The organism is Corynebacterium sp. HMSC05C01 (assembly GCF_001807155.1).
In the GTDB taxonomy this organism is placed as follows: Bacteria; Actinomycetota; Actinomycetes; order Mycobacteriales; family Mycobacteriaceae; genus Corynebacterium; species Corynebacterium coyleae.
In genome coordinates this window covers 124,180-141,707 of sequence record NZ_KV787967.1, presented here as the reverse complement: position 1 = coordinate 141,707, position 17,528 = coordinate 124,180, and the positions used below count along the sequence as shown (strand labels likewise).

Annotated in this window: 10 protein-coding genes; 7 read left to right on the top strand and 3 right to left on the bottom strand. The window is 65.0% G+C overall.

Annotated features, from left to right (window positions below; translation table 11 throughout):
* Positions 1–33 precede the first annotated feature (33 nt).
* From HMPREF3145_RS08600 to HMPREF3145_RS08575, 6 genes are all read left to right on the top strand, one after another.
* Positions 34–9,072 (top strand): type I polyketide synthase, encoded by a 9,039-nt coding sequence (locus tag HMPREF3145_RS08600; RefSeq protein WP_070422819.1) that lies wholly within the window; start codon positions 34–36, stop codon positions 9,070–9,072.
* An 11-nt stretch (positions 9,073–9,083) separates the two neighbouring features.
* A complete protein-coding gene (locus tag HMPREF3145_RS08595; protein WP_070422818.1) occupies positions 9,084–9,299 on the top strand; it encodes a hypothetical protein in 216 nt (71 codons plus the stop codon).
* A 14-nt stretch (positions 9,300–9,313) separates the two neighbouring features.
* Entirely contained in the window at positions 9,314–11,116 is a 1,803-nt protein-coding gene (locus HMPREF3145_RS08590) for an acetyl/propionyl/methylcrotonyl-CoA carboxylase subunit alpha (protein WP_070422817.1), read from the top strand.
* Positions 11,117–11,213: 97 nt separating this feature from the next.
* On the top strand, positions 11,214–11,567 hold the full coding sequence (locus HMPREF3145_RS08585; RefSeq protein ID WP_070422816.1) for a GntR family transcriptional regulator: 354 nt from the start codon (positions 11,214–11,216) through the stop codon (positions 11,565–11,567).
* On the top strand, positions 11,564–12,247 hold the full coding sequence (locus HMPREF3145_RS08580; protein WP_070422815.1) for an ATP-binding cassette domain-containing protein: 684 nt from the start codon (positions 11,564–11,566) through the stop codon (positions 12,245–12,247). Before HMPREF3145_RS08585 ends, HMPREF3145_RS08580 begins: the two co-directional genes overlap by 4 nt.
* Positions 12,244–12,927 (top strand): hypothetical protein, encoded by a 684-nt coding sequence (locus HMPREF3145_RS08575; protein ID WP_070422814.1) that lies wholly within the window; start codon positions 12,244–12,246, stop codon positions 12,925–12,927. Before HMPREF3145_RS08580 ends, HMPREF3145_RS08575 begins: the two co-directional genes overlap by 4 nt.
* Here HMPREF3145_RS08575 and HMPREF3145_RS08570 read toward each other — a convergent pair.
* The 3 genes from HMPREF3145_RS08570 to HMPREF3145_RS08560 all read right to left on the bottom strand — a co-directional run bounded on the left by HMPREF3145_RS08570 (position 12,924) and on the right by HMPREF3145_RS08560 (position 15,202).
* Positions 12,924–13,127, bottom strand: coding sequence for a biotin synthase auxiliary protein BsaP (locus HMPREF3145_RS08570; RefSeq protein WP_070422813.1), 204 nt, complete (start codon positions 13,125–13,127; stop codon positions 12,924–12,926). The genes HMPREF3145_RS08575 and HMPREF3145_RS08570 overlap by 4 nt on opposite strands.
* Before the next feature lie 13 nt (positions 13,128–13,140).
* Positions 13,141–14,205 (bottom strand): biotin synthase BioB, encoded by a 1,065-nt coding sequence (bioB, locus tag HMPREF3145_RS08565; RefSeq protein ID WP_070422812.1) that lies wholly within the window; start codon positions 14,203–14,205, stop codon positions 13,141–13,143.
* Between the two features lie 82 nt (positions 14,206–14,287).
* On the bottom strand, positions 14,288–15,202 hold the full coding sequence (locus HMPREF3145_RS08560) for an exodeoxyribonuclease III (RefSeq protein WP_070422811.1): 915 nt from the start codon (positions 15,200–15,202) through the stop codon (positions 14,288–14,290).
* Positions 15,203–15,314: 112 nt separating this feature from the next.
* Here HMPREF3145_RS08560 and HMPREF3145_RS08555 point away from each other — a divergent pair, with 112 nt between their 5' ends.
* The gene (locus HMPREF3145_RS08555) at positions 15,315–17,498 is read left to right on the top strand and encodes an NADP-dependent isocitrate dehydrogenase (RefSeq protein ID WP_070422810.1); all 2,184 of its coding nucleotides are present in this window, start codon (positions 15,315–15,317) and stop codon (positions 17,496–17,498) included.
* The last annotated feature ends 30 nt before the right edge of the window (positions 17,499–17,528 follow it).

Below are 17,528 nucleotides of genomic sequence, written 5' to 3'. Positions count from 1 at the left end.
TCAAGGACCACAAAGGACCATAAGGACACTGTTATGAATTCCACCTCTTTTTCTTCCCTGAAGCGTCCCGCAATCCTGTTCCCGGGGCAGGGTTCTTCCTGGCAGCAGGCACTCGCTGATGCTGCTGCGACTCCTGTGGCACGCAGCCGCATGGAGCAATTGCTTAACGACGCCCAGTCTCTCACCGCCGCCGTCGCCCGCCCGTTGGCCTCTGTGGTGCCGGGGGTTGTGCAGCGTATCCGCGAGGCGATGGATGCAGATGCTGCGCACGAGGCAATCGACGCCCTGCCCGCAGTCAGCGCGCCGGCGATTTTGCTATCGCAGATTGTTGCTGCTGAAGACCTCGAGCAGCTCGGCCTGGACACCGCCGACGCACTGTTCGCCGGTCACTCGCAGGGCATCCTGGGCGCTGCCGCACTGGATCGCGCCAACGGCCCGCAGGCTGCGGAGAAGGCGCTTGCGTTCGCGTTCATCATGGGTGCCGCCGCGACCAACGTGTACGGTGCCGCCGACTCGCGCAGCCGGATGCTTTCGGTTCGGGGCTTAACGCCTGAGCAGGTCGGTGAGTTTGTCGTCGATACGCAAGCTGCTCCGATCAGCGTGATCAATGGGCACCGCCACGTGGTGCTGTCCGGCAGCCCGGAGGCGCTCGCGCAGGCACGCAAGGACATCGAAGCGGCTGCGAGCAGATACAACGCCAAGTTGGAAGTGGAGTACGGCGGCTCCGAAATCACGCCGGTGTTCGATTCGCTTGATGTTGCGTACCCCTTCCATGTGGAGACCAACGCCCCTGGTGTGGATCTGGCGCAGCAGTGGGCGGACGCGTGCGGGATCACGTTTGAAACCACCACCCCGCGTGAACTGGCGCAGTCAATTTTGGTGGACCGATTCGACTTCACCGAAGTCGTGCGCGACCTGATTGCCCAGGGTGCGAGCCACATTTTCACGTTTGATTCGGCGACGGAAACCATTGTGACCAACCTGGCCAACGGTTCCGGCGTCGCTGTGCTCGATGCGTCCACTGCCGCGAAACGCGACGACCTCGCACGCCCGGGTGCTGAGCTGCCGCAGGGCGTGGACTATTCGGACTACGCGCCGCGAGTGATTGCGCTGCCGGACGGCAAGACGTACACGCAGACGAAGTTCTCGTCGCTGACTGGCCTGTCCCCAATCATCCTGGGTGGCATGACGCCGACGTCCGCAGACGGCGAGATCGTCGCCGCTGCTGCCAACGCCGGCTACTGGGCAGAACTTGCCGGTGGCGGCATGTACTCCGAGGAGGAGTTTGGCAAGCACACCGCCAACCTCAAGGCGTTTTTGCAGCCCGGTCGCACCGCACAGTTCAACACCATGTTCTTCGACCGCTTCCTGTGGAACCTGCAGTTCGGCCAAACGCGCATGGTGCCAAAGGCCCGCGCGGCCGGTGCCCCGTTTAACGGCGTGTGCATCTCCGCAGGCATCCCGGAAGTTGAAGAAGCTACGGAACTGTTCGCGCAGCTGCACCAGGATGGCTTCCCCTACATTGCGCTCAAGCCTGGTACGACGCAGCAGATCCGCAACGCGCTTGCCATCGCGGCAGCGAACCCGGACGACCAGGTCATCTTGATGGTGGAAGACGGCCACGCTGGCGGCCACCACTCCTGGGTTGACCTGGAAGACATGCTGCTGGAGACCTACCCGGAGATTCGTGCGCACGACAACGCGGTGCTCACCGTCGGCGGTGGCGTGTACTCGCCGGAGCGTGCCGCGGAACTGATCACGGGCCGTTGGTCCGAGAAGTTCGGGCTGCCTGCGATGCCGGTGGATGGTGTGTTCGTCGGCACCGTGGCTATGGCCACGAAGGAGGCGAAGGCCACGGATTCGGTCAAGCAGCTGCTCGTGGATACGCCGGGCCTGCCCCCGGAGAACAACGGCGGTTGGGTCGGCCGCGGTCGCGGCGTGGCCGGTGTGGCGTCGTCGCAATCGCACCTGCTGGCAGACTTGCACGACCTGGACAACTCCTTTGCCAAGGCGGCGCGGTTTATCGCCTCGTTGGATATTGAGGAGTACCCAGCGCACCGCGAAGAGATCATCGAGGCGCTGTCGAAGACGGCGAAGCCTTACTTCGGCGACGTGGAGACGATGACGTACGCCGAGTGGGTCGAGCGCTTCGTCGAGCTCGCCGATCCGTTCATCGACCAGACCTGGAACGCGCGCTTTGTCGCGTTGCTGCAGCGCATCGAGGCACGCCTGAACGAGGCCGACCACGGCGAGATCCCGACCCTCTTCCCCGACGATGTCGAGATCTCCCCGCGCGATGGTCTTCAGACCTTGCTGCAGCACTACCCGCAGGCACGCGAGGTTGTGGTTTCCCCGCGCGATGCGGCGTGGTGGATCGGCCTGCACTACGCCTACCCGAAGCCGATGCCGTGGGTGCCGGCACTTGATGCGGATCTGAAGTCCTGGTTCGGCAAGGACACCTTGTGGCAGGCACAGGATGAGCGCTACACCGCTGACCAGGTGCGCATCATCCCTGGCCCGGTTGCGGTTGCTGGCATTACGCGCAAGAACGAGCCGGTTGCGCAGTTGCTGGCACGCTTCGAGGATGCCGCGACGCAGATGCTTATCGACGACGGCGTCACCGCCGAATCCCGCTTCGCTCGACGCAGCGACGCCGCCGACGAGGCCGCGTACCTGCGCTCCTGCCCAACCTTGGTGTGGCACGGCCACCTGATGGCAAACCCGGCATACGCGCTGGACGAGGACGCCTTCGACGTGGAGGCAACCACCAACGCGGCTGGTGAGTGTGAGTGGACGATCCGGATCCACGCTGATTCCGCATGGGATCACCTGCCGGAAGATAAGCGCCCGTTCTACGTACGTGAGGTGAACATCCCGGTCGAGATCCCTGCCGGCGCAGGCACGGGTGCCTCCCCGGTTGTGGACGGCGATCGTCTTTCCGACAGCGTCTTCGAGCTGCTGTCTGGCCTGGCGGGTGTCGGTTCGGTCAGCGAGGCCGGCGACACGATTACTGAGATTCCGCAGATCGAGGAACCGACCGAGGACGCACCGTTTGGTGTGGCGCGCTCGTCGTTTACGCTGCCTGCTTCCCTGCTGGCGTCGCACTCCGCAGTTACGGGTGGCGCTGTGGCCGACAACGCTGTGGTTGGTACGCCGGACGTGCTGGTTGGCCCCTGCTGGCCGGCGATCTACGCCGCGCTGGGCTCCGGCAGGCTGGCTGATGGCACGCCGGTCATCGAGGGTCTGCTCAACGCGGTCCACCTGGATCACGTCATTGACCTGCGTGTCCCGCTGTCCGAGCTTGCCGATGGCAGGCGCATCGACGTGACCTCCAAGTGCACTTCTATTGCCGAGTCCACCTCTGGCCGCATTGTCACCGTCGAGTTGGAGCTGCGCTCTGGCGACGAGGTTGTGGCAACCCAGATGCAGCGCTTTGCCATCCGTGGTCGCGCCACCGGCACCGCGACGCCAGTCCCGGCGCCGGCGTACGGCGGCGGCGCGGCAAGCGATCAGGTGGAGCCGACCCCACGTTCGTTCGTGGACCGCACCGTGGTCCGCGCACCGTCGGACATGACCCCGTTCGCGCTGGTCTCCGGCGACTACAACCCGATCCACACCTCCGCCAACGCTGCCGCCCTGGTCAACCTGGATGCACCGCTGGTGCACGGCATGTGGCTGTCTGCCACCGCGCAGCACCTCGCTGCCGGCCACGGCCAGGTCATCGGCTGGACCTACTCCATGTACGGCATGGTGCAGCTTGATGACGAGGTAGAGATCACCGTCGAGCGTGTCGGCCGCGTCGGCATCCAGCAGGCCCTTGAGGTGACCTGCCGCATCGCGGGTGACGTTGTCTCCCGTGGTCAGGCGCTTCTGGCCCAGCCACGCACCGCCTACGTCTACCCCGGCCAGGGCATTCAGACCCAGGGCATGGGCAACGGCGACCGTGCGACTTCCGCTGCGGCGCGCGAGGTGTGGCGCCGCGCAGACCGCCACACGCGCGAGACCCACGGGTTTTCCATCCAGTGCATTGTGGAAGACAACCCGTCGCGCTTGGTGATCCGCGGTGTGGAGTTCAAGCACCCGGACGGCGTGCTACACCTGACCCAGTTCACCCAGGTGGCCATGGCGGTTGTCGCCTACGCCCAGACCCAGCGCCTGAACGAGGCCAACGCGTTGGCCTCCGGCGCGTACTTTGCGGGCCACTCGCTTGGTGAATACACCGCGCTTGCCGCGCTGGGCAACATCTTTGATCTGGAAGCGGTCATCGACATCGTGTACTCGCGCGGCTCCGCCATGGGCTCCCTGGTGCCGCGCGATGCGGAGGGTAACTCCGACTACGGCATGGGTGCGCTGCGCCCGAACATGATCGGTGTCGGCCCGGAAGAGGTCGAGGCCTACGTCGCTGGTGTTGCGCAGGATTCCGGCGAGTTCTTGGAGATTGTCAACTACAACATCAAGGGTCAGCAGTACTCCGTCGCGGGCACGAAGCGCGGCCTTGCTGCTCTGGAGCGCAAGGCCAACTCGGTCACGCCGCGCGCCTACGTCACGGTTCCGGGCGTGGACGTTCCGTTCCACTCGCGCGTGCTGCGCGAGGGTGTGGCGGACTTCGCCGAGAAGCTCGACGAGCACATGCCGGCGATCATCGACGTGGACACGCTGGTGGATCGCTACATCCCGAACCTGGTGGCTAAGCCGTTCGCGCTGACGCAGCAGTTCATCGACGCCGTCACCGACGAGGTCCCCTCCGAGCGCCTCAAGGGCATGACGCCGGAGAACACCGAACGCAACACGCTCGCACGCACGTTGCTTATCGAGTTGCTGGCGTGGCAGTTCGCCTCGCCTGTGCGCTGGATTGAAACGCAGGACTACCTGCTTGGTCGCGTCGACCAGGTCATCGAGGTCGGCCTTGCGTCCTCGCCGACGCTGACCAACCTGGCTAAGCGCGAGATGGATGTCATTGGCATCCACGTGCCGGTCTTCAACGTTGAGGCAAGCCAGGACATTGTCATGCTCAACGACGTGGTGTCCGCGCCGGAGCCTGTGCTTGTCGACGACACCCCGGCCGAAACAGACGCCGAACCGGCCCCAGAATCCGCCCCGCAACCGGCCGCCGAGGCTGCACCCGCGGCCCCCGCCGCACCGGCAGAGCCAGTACCGGCTGCACCGGCTGCACCTGCTGCATCCGGCGCACCCGCGTCCGACCTTCCCTTCACCGCGGCCGATGCGATCACCGTCCTGTTCGCGCTGCAGAACAAGATCCGCCCCGAGCAGATCAACGATTCGGACACTATTGAGGAGCTCACCGGTGGGGTGTCGTCGCGACGCAACCAGCTGCTCATGGACATGTCCGCCGAACTCGGCGTGCCCGCCATCGACGGCGCAGCGGAAGCCGACGTGGCCACGCTAAACACGCGCGTGAACACCGCCGCGCCTGGCTACACCCCGTTCGGCGCTGTCTTGAGCGAGGCCGTGGGCACCCGCCTGCGCCAACTCTTCGGTGGCGCGGGCCTGAAGCCGGCGTTTGTCGGCGAGCACCTCGCAGCCGCGTGGGGCCTGCCAGCAACCTGGACCGCGCACGTCGAAGCCGAGATTCTGCTGGGCAGCCGCACCGAGGAATCGGTGCGCGGCGGCTCGCTAAACAGCCTGCCGTCGGCCACAACCAAGGCGGAGATCACCGCACTGATCGACCAGGCGGTACAAAACGTCGCAGCACGCTACGGCGTTGCAGTCTCCCAGGCCACCAGCGGCGGCGCATCCGGCGGCGGCGTGGTGGACTCGGCCGCGCTCGACGCCTACAAGGACGAAGTCACCGACACCCTGGTGGCTACCGCCCGCACGCTGCTGAACAAGCTCGGCATCGAAGACGAGGTCGCCGAGATCCCCGCACCGGACACCACGATCGTGGAAACGATCGAGGCAGAACTCGGCTCCGGCTGGGTCAAGCAGGTCACCCCGGTCTTCGACGAGCGCAAGGCCGTGCTCTTCGACGACCGCTGGGCCCAAGCCCGCGAAGACCTCGCCCGCGTCGCCCTCGGCGAAATCGACCTCGCACCACAGCGCTTCGCTGGCACCGGTTCCACCGTGGCCAAGCAGGCCGAGTGGTACGCCAAGCGCGTGGAGGGTGATCGTCGCAACGTACTCGGCGAGATCGCCGCTGCCGCCAACGCCGCAGCGAACGAGCCGTACGCAAACGACGTCGCCCTGGTCACCGGTGCCGCGCCGGGTTCCATCGCCACCGCTGTGGTGGAGGGCCTGCTCGCAGGCGGTGCGACGGTCATCATGACGGCATCCAACGTCAGCCAGGCGCGTAAGGAATTCGCCCGCACGCTTTTCGCCGAGCACGCCTCCGCGGGTGCGCGCCTGTGGCTGGTGCCGACGAACCTGTCGTCCTACCGCGACATCGATGCGCTCATCGAGTGGATCGGCTCCGAGCAGAAGGAAACCGTTGGCAAGGACGTCAAGACCATCAAACCGGCACTCACGCCGACGCTTGCTTTCCCGTTCGCAGCGCCGCCGGTATCCGGCTCGCTTGCAGAGGTCGGCGGCAACGCCGAAACGCAGGCCCGCCTGCTGCTGTGGTCGGTGGAGCGCACCATCGCCGGCCTGTCCGACCTGGCGCAGCGCGGCGATCACTTCCCTGCCGAGCGCGCACACATCGTCCTGCCGGGCTCGCCGAACCGCGGCACCTTCGGTGGCGACGGCGCCTACGGCGAAGTCAAGGCCGCCTTCGACGCGATCGTAAACAAGTGGTCCGCGGAAACCGGCTGGCCAGAGGGCGTGACTCTGGCGCAGGCCCGCATCGGTTGGGTTGCCGGCACGCACCTGATGGGCGGCAACGACGGGCTCGTTCCGGCAGCACAGGCTGCGGGTATCCACGTGTGGAGCCCGGAGGAGATCTCCACGCAGCTACTTAGTCTGGTCACCGAGGAATCCCGCGAGCAGGCGAAGCAGTCCCCGCTGGATCTCGACCTCACAGGTGGGCTCGAGGACGCAGGCGTGTCCATCGCCGATCTGGCGCGTAATGCACGTGTTGATGTGGCGGGCACGGAGTCGTCGACAAGCAATGGCGCCACGGTGCGCGCACTGCCGAACGTCGCCACCCCACGCCAGCCCGCACCTGCGGCTGTGGGCGATGTGACCTGCGCACTTGATGACATGGTGGTTGTCGTCGGCATCGGCGAGGTATCCAGCTGGGGCTCCGGCCGCACCCGCCGCGAAGCCGAATACGGCATCACCCGCACCGGCGAGGTCGACCTCACCGCAGCCGGTGTCCTCGAACTGGCGTGGATGATGGGCCTGATCACCTGGTCCGAGGATCCGAACCCGGCCTGGTACGACGAAGACGGCGCAGAGGTCGCCGAGGAGGACATCTACGAGCGCTTCCGCGACGATGTCATCGCACGCAGCGGTATCCGCACCCTGACGGACAAGTACTTCCTCACCGACCAAGGCTCCATCGACCTCGAGCAGGTCTACCTCGACCGCGACATCACGTTCACCGTGGCCACGGAAGAGGAAGCCCTCGCATACGTCGAGGCCGATGGTGAGAAGACCACCATCCGCCAGATCGACGGCGAATGGAGCGTGACCCGCCACGCCGGTGCCCTGGCACACGTGCCGAAGAAGGCCACCCTGACGCGCACCGTCGCTGGCCAGATGCCGGACGGCTTCGACCCGACCAAGTGGGGCATCCCCGCACAGATGGCCGACGGCATGGACCGCATGGCCGCCTGGAACCTGGTCACCGCCGTCGACGCGTTCATCAACGCCGGCTTCACCCCGGCGGAGCTCATGCAGAAGGTCCACCCGTCCTTCATCGCCACCACCCAAGGCACCGGTATTGGCGGCATGGAATCGCTGCACAAGGTGTTCGTCTCCCGCTTCATCGGCGAGGAACGCCAGACCGACATCCTGCAGGAAGCACTGCCCAACGTGGTGGCCGCCCACACCATGCAGGCACTGGTCGGCGGCTACGGCTCCATGATCCACCCGGTCGGCGCCTGCGCCACCGCCGCCGTCAGCATCGAAGAAGCGGTGGACAAGATCGCGCTGGGCAAGGCTGACTTCGTAGTCGCCGGCGGTATCGACGACGTCCAGGTCGAATCCCTCCAGGGCTTCGGCGACATGAACGCCACCGCCGAAACCGCCAAGATGACGGCACAAGGGATCGACGGCCGCTTTATCTCGCGCGCCAACGACCGCCGACGCGGTGGCTTCCTCGAAGCCGAAGGCGGCGGCACGGTCCTGCTCGCCCGCGGCACCCTCGCTGCCGAACTCGGCCTGCCGGTGCTGGCAGTGGTCGCGTACGCCTCCAGCTTCGGCGACGGCGCGCACACCTCCATCCCGGCACCAGGCCTCGGCGTGCTCGCTGCAGCCTGCGGCGGAACCGACTCGCGTCTGGCCCGCTCCCTGTCCTCGCTGGGGCTGACCCCTGACGACGTCACCGTCCTGTCCAAGCACGACACCTCCACCAACGCCAACGACCCGAACGAGTCCGAACTGCACTCGGTGCTGTGGCCGGCCGTTGGCCGCGACCCGGACGCGCCGATGTACGTCATCTCGCAAAAGACCCTCACCGGCCACTCCAAGGCAGGTGCGGCACTGCTGCAGACCGGCGGACTTCTCGATGTCCTGGCAACCGGCGACCTCCCGCCGAACGCCTCGCTGGACTGCGTCGACCCGCTCATCGAGCCGAAGGCAACCAACCTGGTGTGGCTGCGCTCCCCGCTCGCCCTCGGTGCCGGCAACGTGAAGGCCGCGGCGCTGACCTCGCTCGGTTTCGGCCACGTCGGCGCGCTCGTCGTGCTGGGCCACCCGGGTGTGTTCGAAGCCGCACTGACACGCGACGGCCGCGACGCCGCCGCCTGGCGTGAGCGCGCAACCGAACGCCTCGCCCAGGGCGCAAGCCGACTCGAAGCCGGAATGATCGGCCGCGCCGACCTCTTCACCCAGGTGGAGAACCGCCGCTTCGCCGGTATCGACGACCACGCCGACGAGATCACACTCCTGCTCAACCCCGATGCCCGTCTCAACGCCGACGGCACGTACCCGACCGCGACCCCGACCGTTTAAGGAGAGACACCATGACACCACTGTTTCGTACCGACGACACGTCGCTGTCCCACGACGAACTGGCAGCACTGACCACCGTCCTCGCCGAGGCCCAGACCTGGCAGACCGTTGCCACTGATGCTGCGGCTGCCGGCACCGGCGCTGCCTACGAAGACAACGTGTTCGGCGATGCATTCGGCCAGCCGTTCGGTGCCCAGCAAACCATCGGCAACGTCACCTACTTCTAGAAAGGACCGCACACATGCATGACTTTCCGTTCCGCAAGGTCCTCGTCGCCAACCGCGGCGAGATCGCGGTCCGCATCATCCGCGCAGCCCGCGACGCCGGCCTTGCCTCCGTGGCTATCTACGCCGACCCCGACAAAGACGCGCCGTACACCGAAATGGCGGACGAGGCGATTGGGATCGGTGGCGAGACGTCGTCGCAAAGCTATCTGGATATCGACAAAGTGCTCAAGGCCTGCCGCGACAGCGGCGCGGACGCCGTCCACCCCGGCTACGGCTTCTTGGCAGAGAACGCCGAGTTTGCCCGGCGTGTCATCGACGAGGGCCTGACCTGGATCGGCCCGCCGCCAAGGGCGATCGACGCGCTTGGCGACAAGGTCACCGCCCGGCGCATCGCTGAGGAGGTCGACGCACCGCTCGTGCCGGGCACGAAAGACCCGGTGGACAGCGCCGACGATGTGGTCGCTTTCGCCGACACCCACGGTCTGCCCGTGGCTATCAAGGCGGCGTACGGCGGTGGCGGCCGTGGCATGAAGGTCGCCCGCACCCGCGGCGAAATCCGCGAACTGTTCGAGTCCGCCACCCGCGAAGCCAAGGCAGCGTTCGGCCGCGGTGAGTGCTTCGTGGAGCGTTACCTCGACCGTGCCCGCCACGTGGAGGCGCAGGTACTGGCGGATACTCACGGCAACGTCATCGTCGCCGGTACCCGCGACTGCTCCGTGCAGCGCAGGTTCCAAAAGCTCATCGAGGAAGCCCCCGCCCCGTACCTCACCGATGAGCAGCGCGAACGCATCCACTCCTCCGCCAAAGCGATTGCGAAGCGGGCAGGTTACGTGGGTGTTGGCACCGTCGAATACCTGGTTGGCTCCGACGGGCTGATCTCCTTCCTCGAGGTCAACACCCGCCTCCAGGTCGAGCACCCCGTCACCGAAGAAACCACCGGTGTGGACCTCGTCATCGAGCAGTTCCGCATCGCCGCCGGCGAGCCACTGCGTTTCGACGCCAACCTGGAACCCACCGGCCACGCCATCGAATTCCGCATCACCGCAGAAGACGCCGGCACCAACTTCATGCCCATGCCCGGCACCGCCACCACCTACATCGAACCGGCAGGCCCCGGCGTTCGCGTCGACTCCGGCATCCGCGCCGGCTCCACCATCGGCGGCCAGTTCGACTCGATGTTGGCCAAACTCATCGTCCGCGGCGAAACACGCGACCAGGCCATCGCCCGCGCCAAGCGCGCCCTCGCCGAATTCCGGGTCGAAGGCATGCCGACCATCATCCCCTTCCACCAGCGCATGCTTAACGACGACGCCTTCACCGGCGACGCCACCCAATTCGCCGTTTACACCCGCTGGATCGAAGAGGAATGGGACCCGGACGTCGCACCCTACGAGTCCGACGGCGCTGGCGAAGACGGTGAGCAGGACGAAGCGCGCCGCCGCACCGTCTCCGTCGGGGTCAACGGCCGATCGATCGAGATCACGCTGCCGGAGCCGTTGCTTCTCGGCGCAGTGGCGCAGCGCCGCCGCGACCGCAAGCGCCGCTCCCGTAATGGCGGATCCGGCGGCAAGGGGTCCGGCAAGGGCGCTGCCAGCGCAGACACCCTGACCGCTCCGATGCAGGGCACCGTGGTCAAGTCCGAGGTCGCCGAGGGCGCCCGGGTGGAAGCCGGCGACATCGTGGTCATCCTCGAGGCCATGAAGATGGAAAACCCGGTCAAGGCCCACAAGAGCGGTGTGGTGAAAAACCTCGCCGTGGAGGCCGGCAGCCACGTGGATAAGGGCGCGGCACTGCTCGACATCACCGACGCCGAGTAGCCGCTAGCCTGCGGTTTCCGCGACATACCCGGATCTCACCCGGCGCGTCAAAATTGGGGGTTGACGCGCCGGGCTTTCCGGTTCTATGGTTACCCACATGAGTGGTAAACCCATATACCTACAGATAGCAGATGAGTTACGTGACCTCATCGGGGCAGGCACCCTCGCTCCCGGCGACCGGGTGCCGTCTACCAACGAGCTCTCCGCCTACCACTCTGTCAATCCCACCACCTCCGCCAAAGCACTCACCGAACTGTTCAACGAGGGTCTGCTGGAGAAACGCCGCGGGCTCGGCATGTTCGTCCTGGAGAATGCACGTGAGCAGGTGCTACGTACTCGTCGCGAAGCATTTGCCCGCGATTTTGTCCAACCGTTTGTCCATGAGGCCAACCAACTCGGCATCACCACCGAGGAGCTGACCGCAATGATTGAAAAGGAGCGTGCTCAATGAATCCCGGCTTCTACGCGCTGGTCGGCCCGAACGCCGCCGGCAAAACCCACTACCTCCACACGCTCATGAGCCCTCACGCCGCGTTCGTTCCGGCTGGTGCGGATGCCAAGTTTGCAGGCACGACCGTGGACGATCACTTACGCGCAGTCGCAGCGATCTACCCGCACGTGAGGCTCGAGTTCCCCAACGCTCGCATCAAAGATCTCTCCGTTGGGCAGCGCCGCTTACTCACCATTGAGGTGGCCCTAGCCATTGGCAAAGACCTGTTGCTTCTCGACGAGCCGTTTGATGGCATCGACACCACCACCCGCAAACAGGTCCGCCAGAGACTGATCGACTACATCGCGGAGAACCCGCAGCGCAGCGTGGTGATGGCATCGCATCGCCCAGAGGACTTCGTGGGTCTCGCCACCCATGTCATCCAGGTGTTTGATCGGGTGGTTTCGCGCCCAGTCCCACTCGACGACGCCCGCCTGTGCTTTCCAACGGTCACCGGCCCCACCGCCGAGATCAAAGACCTTACCGCCCGCTTCCCCGTCGCTGAGACAGCGAGCCTCGGGCCCACGACACGCGCGACGTTCGCCGAACCTATCGGCGTGGCCGATGTCCACTTGCCCATCGAGTACCCGGACGATGCCGAACTCATTGACCTCCTCGCGACGGAAAGGCCCGAACGATGAAACTCTTCCTCAGCCCCTTCAAACCAGCGATGTATTTGGGCATCTTTCTCGTCCTCTGCATTGCCGTACCCTTTGGACGATTGGAGTTTGGCGACGGCGGCCTTTGGACCATGGCGGGCGCTGCCACACTGTGGATACTCTTCGCAATCGGAGGATCGAACTGGCCAGCAATGAACCAGCTAGGCGCGAGCTTCAACCGATGGATGAATTCGGCAACGCTAACGGCTCTCGTGGCAGCGGTCATACTCACGCCACTTACCGCCGCGTCGGCGGTGTACCACCAAGCACATAGCCCGTACTACAAGCGGTACGACCCGTTCATTGTTACGAACGGACAACCGATGCCCTGGATCAACGGCAGCGGCGAACCGTATTTCGTTGAAGGCGCCGCGCAGGACCTGACATCCGTCGTGGCAACTGTGCTACTCCACTTCGTCATCTTCCTCACCATGGCGCTGACCGGTGTAGCAATCGGCCTTGCGCGGGGCACCGCCATGCAGTGGTTCATGCTCGGCAGCATGTTCGTGGGTGGTTTCACCGGGCTTCTAGTGGGTATCTACAAGGCGGATGTGAACCCCTCCGACCCCTACCTCTACGCCATCTTCGTAGCGGCGGCGGGGCCAGTAGTTTTAGCAGCCAGCGCAATTGTGTTCGCTAGAACCCGCCGTTTCGTGCACTAACGCTCCAACCACTCGGAGCGCAGCAGCCCATGGCGGGAGCAAGCTGCCTCCCACGCCATCGGGCTGATTTTTACCACCATGCGCCGCTGGCACAGCGGGCAGATGCGCGGCGCGTCGTAGGGGCGGGCCGGGTCGAGCGGCCAGGCGATCTCGCCGGACAGGACTGCGTCGGCGAGTTCCGTTGAATCCGGAATCTTCATGCGCGGAGAAAACCTACAGCGACTTGATGGTGTCGTACAGAACACCGTGGCCGGAGTTCTGCTTCTGCCCCACCGGGGTGATGTTCAGGCTCAAGCCTGGCTTCGCCCCGCCTTCCATGACCCGGTCGACGGCGTCGCGGTCCTTCTCCATCGGACGGCCGAACGTGGTCAGGTAATTCCCGCCAATAATGGCATTCGCGCCGCCCATGAGGCCGGCTTCGGTGCCGTCGTCGCCAAGCGCGAGCTCCGTGCCACCCGCGAAACGGAGCTGGGTGGACGGCATGGCCAGGCGGAACGCGGCGACGGCACGCAGCGCCTCACCTTGCGGCACCAAGGGGCGGTCGGCGAACGGGGTGCCTGGGCGCGGGTCGAGGAAGTTCATCGGCACTTCATGCGGCTGGATTTCGGCCAGCTGGGTGGCGAACTCGGCGCGCTGCTCGATGGTCTCGCCGAGCCCGATGATGCCGCCGCAGCAGGTTTCCATGCCCTCTGCCAGGACGTTCTCCAGCGTGTCCTTGCGCTCCTGCCAGGTGTGGGTGGTGACCACGTTGGGGAAGAACGACTCGGCGGTTTCGAAGTTGTGGTTGTAGCGCGACACGCCCATCTTGGCCAGTTGGCGAGCCTGGTCGCGGGTGAGGATACCCAGCGATGCGGAGATGGAAATGTCCACCTCTTCCTGGATCGCAGTGACGGCCTCGGCGACCTGGTCCAGCAGCTGCTGGGTCGGGCCCTTGACGGCGGCGACGATGCAGAACTCGGAAGCGCCCATCTTCTCGGACTGCTTGGCAGCCTCGACGAGTTCGGCGATGTCCAAAGTCACGGCGCGCACGGGTGACTCGAACAGGCCGGACTGGGAACAGAAGTGGCAGTCTTCGGGGCAGCCGCCGGTCTTCAGGGAGATGATGCCTTCCAGCGAAACATCGACACCGCAATGTTTGATGCGCACCTGGTGGGCGAGGTCCAGCAGTTCAGGCAGGCGCTCGTCCTCAATGTTGAGGATCTGGACGAGTTCCTCCTTGTTTAGACCTTCGCCGTTTTCCAGGGCTTTTTCGCGGGCGATGTCAAGGATGTCGGTCATCTGCGGGCTCCGTTCGCGTCGTTCACGTGATGGTTGCGCAACAGTTTAGCGCGCAATTGAACGGCGTTCAGGAAAACCCGAATTAGCGATACTCAACCACAAGCGGCGAGTGGTCCGACCAGCGCTCTTCCACCGTCGGCGCCTTCTCCACCCAGGTGCGCTGCGCGCGTTCCAGCATGTTCGCGGTGGCAGCCTGGACGTCGATGCGCCAACCCGCGTCGTTGTTAAACGCCTGGCCGCGGAACGTCCACCAGGTGTACGGCGCGTCCTCCGGGTGCAGCCTGCGCGCAACATCGAACCACTTCGGAGCACCATTTGCTTGACGACGACCCCCCGACCGGTACTCCACCGCCCCAGCCCATTCCACCGCAGCCTTGTCCTCTACATCCTGGGCCTCCGCGTCCGGGAAGCAACCGAACACCGCATCCATGAACGCGCGCTCGTGCGGCAAGAAACCGGACTTCTTCCTGTTCGTTTTCCAATTCTTCAGGTCCTCGCGGCGGTGGCAGATGTTCCAATCCCCGCCGATGACCATGTCCGGGTACTCGCCCGCCCACTGCTCCAGCAGCGGCTCGAACTGATCCAGGAAACGATACTTCTCGTCCTGCTTGGCCGTCTCGGCTGCTCCTGAGGGGAGGTAGAGGGATGCGACACGGGTGTCGTCGTCAAGCGATGCTGCAATAAAGCGACCCGCATCCTCAAACTCAGGAATCCCGACCTCCACATCACGCAGCGGCGTGCGCGACAGGATGCCCACACCCGCACGACCCTTCGCACCAGGTGTTTCGGCCGGTGCCACCTCCAAGTGCCACCCATTTTCCAGCGCCGGGGCAAGCGCAGCACGCGTCTGATCAGCAGTGGCGCGCACCTCCTGCATCAGCACCACATCAGCCGGATTCTCGTTCAACCAGGCCAACATGCCCGGATTGTTCTCGTTGCGGACCTTCGTGGCGGCACGGATGCCGTTGACGTTGACGGATGCAATGGTAAGGCTCATGGGCCAAGACCTTACCTATCCCGAACCTCTCCCGGCCCTATCGCCAGACAGGGCTGCGCTGGGACGGTACTCTGGTGGGTTGAAGTCAGGAACCTTACAACAAAGGAGCATTATGGCGAAGATCATTTGGACTCGTACCGACGAAGCACCGCTGCTTGCGACGTACTCCCTCAAGCCAATCGTGGAGGCATTCGCTTCCCGTGCAGGCATCGAGGTCGACACCGCAGACATCTCGCTGGCAGGCCGCATCCTCGCACAGTTCCCAGATCGCCTCGGCGACAAGAAGGTCGACGACGCACTCGCACAGCTCGGTGAGCTGGCAAAGACCCCGGAAGCCAACATCATCAAGCTTCCGAACATTTCCGCTTCCCTCGTCCAGCTGAAGAAGGCCATCGCCGAACTGCAGGCCGCAGGCTTCGACATCCCGGACTACGAGGACGCGCAGGACAAGTACGACGCAGTCAAGGGCTCCGCTGTGAACCCGGTCCTGCGTGAGGGCAATTCCGACCGCCGCGCTCCGGAGGCCGTGAAGAACTACACCAAGAAGCACCCGCACTCCATGGGCGCTTGGTCGAAGGACTCCAAGACCAACGTTGCCACCATGGGCGCAGGCGATTTCCGCCACAACGAGAAGTCCGTCATCATGCCGGCCGAGGACACCCTGGCCATCAAGCTCGTCACCGCAGACGGCGAGCAGGTGCTCAAGGACGGCCTGAAGGTTGAAAAGGGCGAGGTCATCGACGGCACCTTCATGTCCGCGAAGGCTCTGGATGAGTTCCTGCTCGAGTCCGTGAAGAAGGCCAAGGAAGAGGGCGTGCTCTTCTCCGCGCACCTCAAGGCCACCATGATGAAGGTCTCCGACCCGATCATCTTCGGCCACGTCGTGCGCGCATTCTTCAAGGATGTCTACGACAAGTACGGCGCCGAGCTTCTCGACGCCGGCCTCAACGGCGAAAACGGCCTCGGCGCAATCTACGAGGGCCTTGCTGATCTGCCGAACGGCGAAGAGATCCGCGCAGCCTTCGACCAGGCCCTGCAGGACGGCCCGGCACTGGCACAGGTGAACTCCGCAAAGGGCATCACCAACCTCCACGTCCCGTCCGACGTGATCATCGACGCCTCCATGCCGGCCATGATCCGCACCTCCGGCCACATGTGGAACGCCGACGACCAGGAGCAGGACACCCTGGCCGTCATCCCGGATTCCTCCTACGCCGGCGTGTACCAGACGGTTATCGACGACTGCCGCGAAAACGGCGCCTACGACCCGACCACCATGGGCACCGTTCCGAACGTCGGCCTCATGGCGAAGAAGGCTGAGGAGTACGGCTCCCACGACAAGACCTTCAAGATCCCGGCTGACGGCAAGGCCCAGGTTGTCAACGCTGCTGGCGACGTGCTGATCGAGCACGACGTCGAAGCTGGCGATATCTGGCGCGCATGCCAGACCAAGGACGCCCCGATCCAAGACTGGGTCAAGCTGGCCGTCAACCGCGCACGCCTGTCCGGCATGAAGACCATCTTCTGGCTGGACGAGGAGCGCGCACACGACCGCAACCTCATCGAACTGGTGAAGAAGTACCTGGCCGACCACGACACCGACGGCCTGGACATCTCCATCGCCTCCCCGGTCGAGGCCACCAAGATCTCCGTCGAGCGCATCCGCCGCGGCGAGGACACCATCTCCGTGACCGGCAACGTGCTGCGTGACTACAACACGGACCTGTTCCCGATCCTCGAACTGGGTACCTCCGCGAAGATGCTCTCCGTCGTCCCGCTGATGGCTGGCGGCGGCCTGTTCGAGACCGGTGCCGGCGGCTCCGCCCCGAAGCACGTCCAGCAGGTTGAGGAAGAAAACCACCTGCGTTGGGACTCCCTCGGTGAGTACCTCGCACTGGCCGAGTCCTTCCGCCACGAGAAGAACACCAACGGCAACGAGAAGGCGGGCGTCCTTGCCGCCGCTCTGGACAAGGCAACCGAGAAGCTGCTGGATGAAGGCAAGTCCCCGTCCCGCAAGGTCAACGAAATCGACGACCGCGGCTCCCACTTCTGGCTCTCCCTGTACTGGGCAGAGGCACTGGCAGCCCAGACCGACGACGCCGAACTGGCTGAGGTCTTCGGCCCGATTGCGAAGGACCTGCGCGACAACGCCGAGACGATTGACTCTGAGCTGCTGAACGCCCAGGGCAACGCTGCCGACCTCGGCGGCTACTACTGGCCGGACGACGCCAAGACCTCCGCGGTCATGCGTCCGTCCGCAACCTTCAACAAGATCATCGACGCACTGGAGAAGTAAGCGCTCGGTTTGATCGGCCCCGGTCACTGC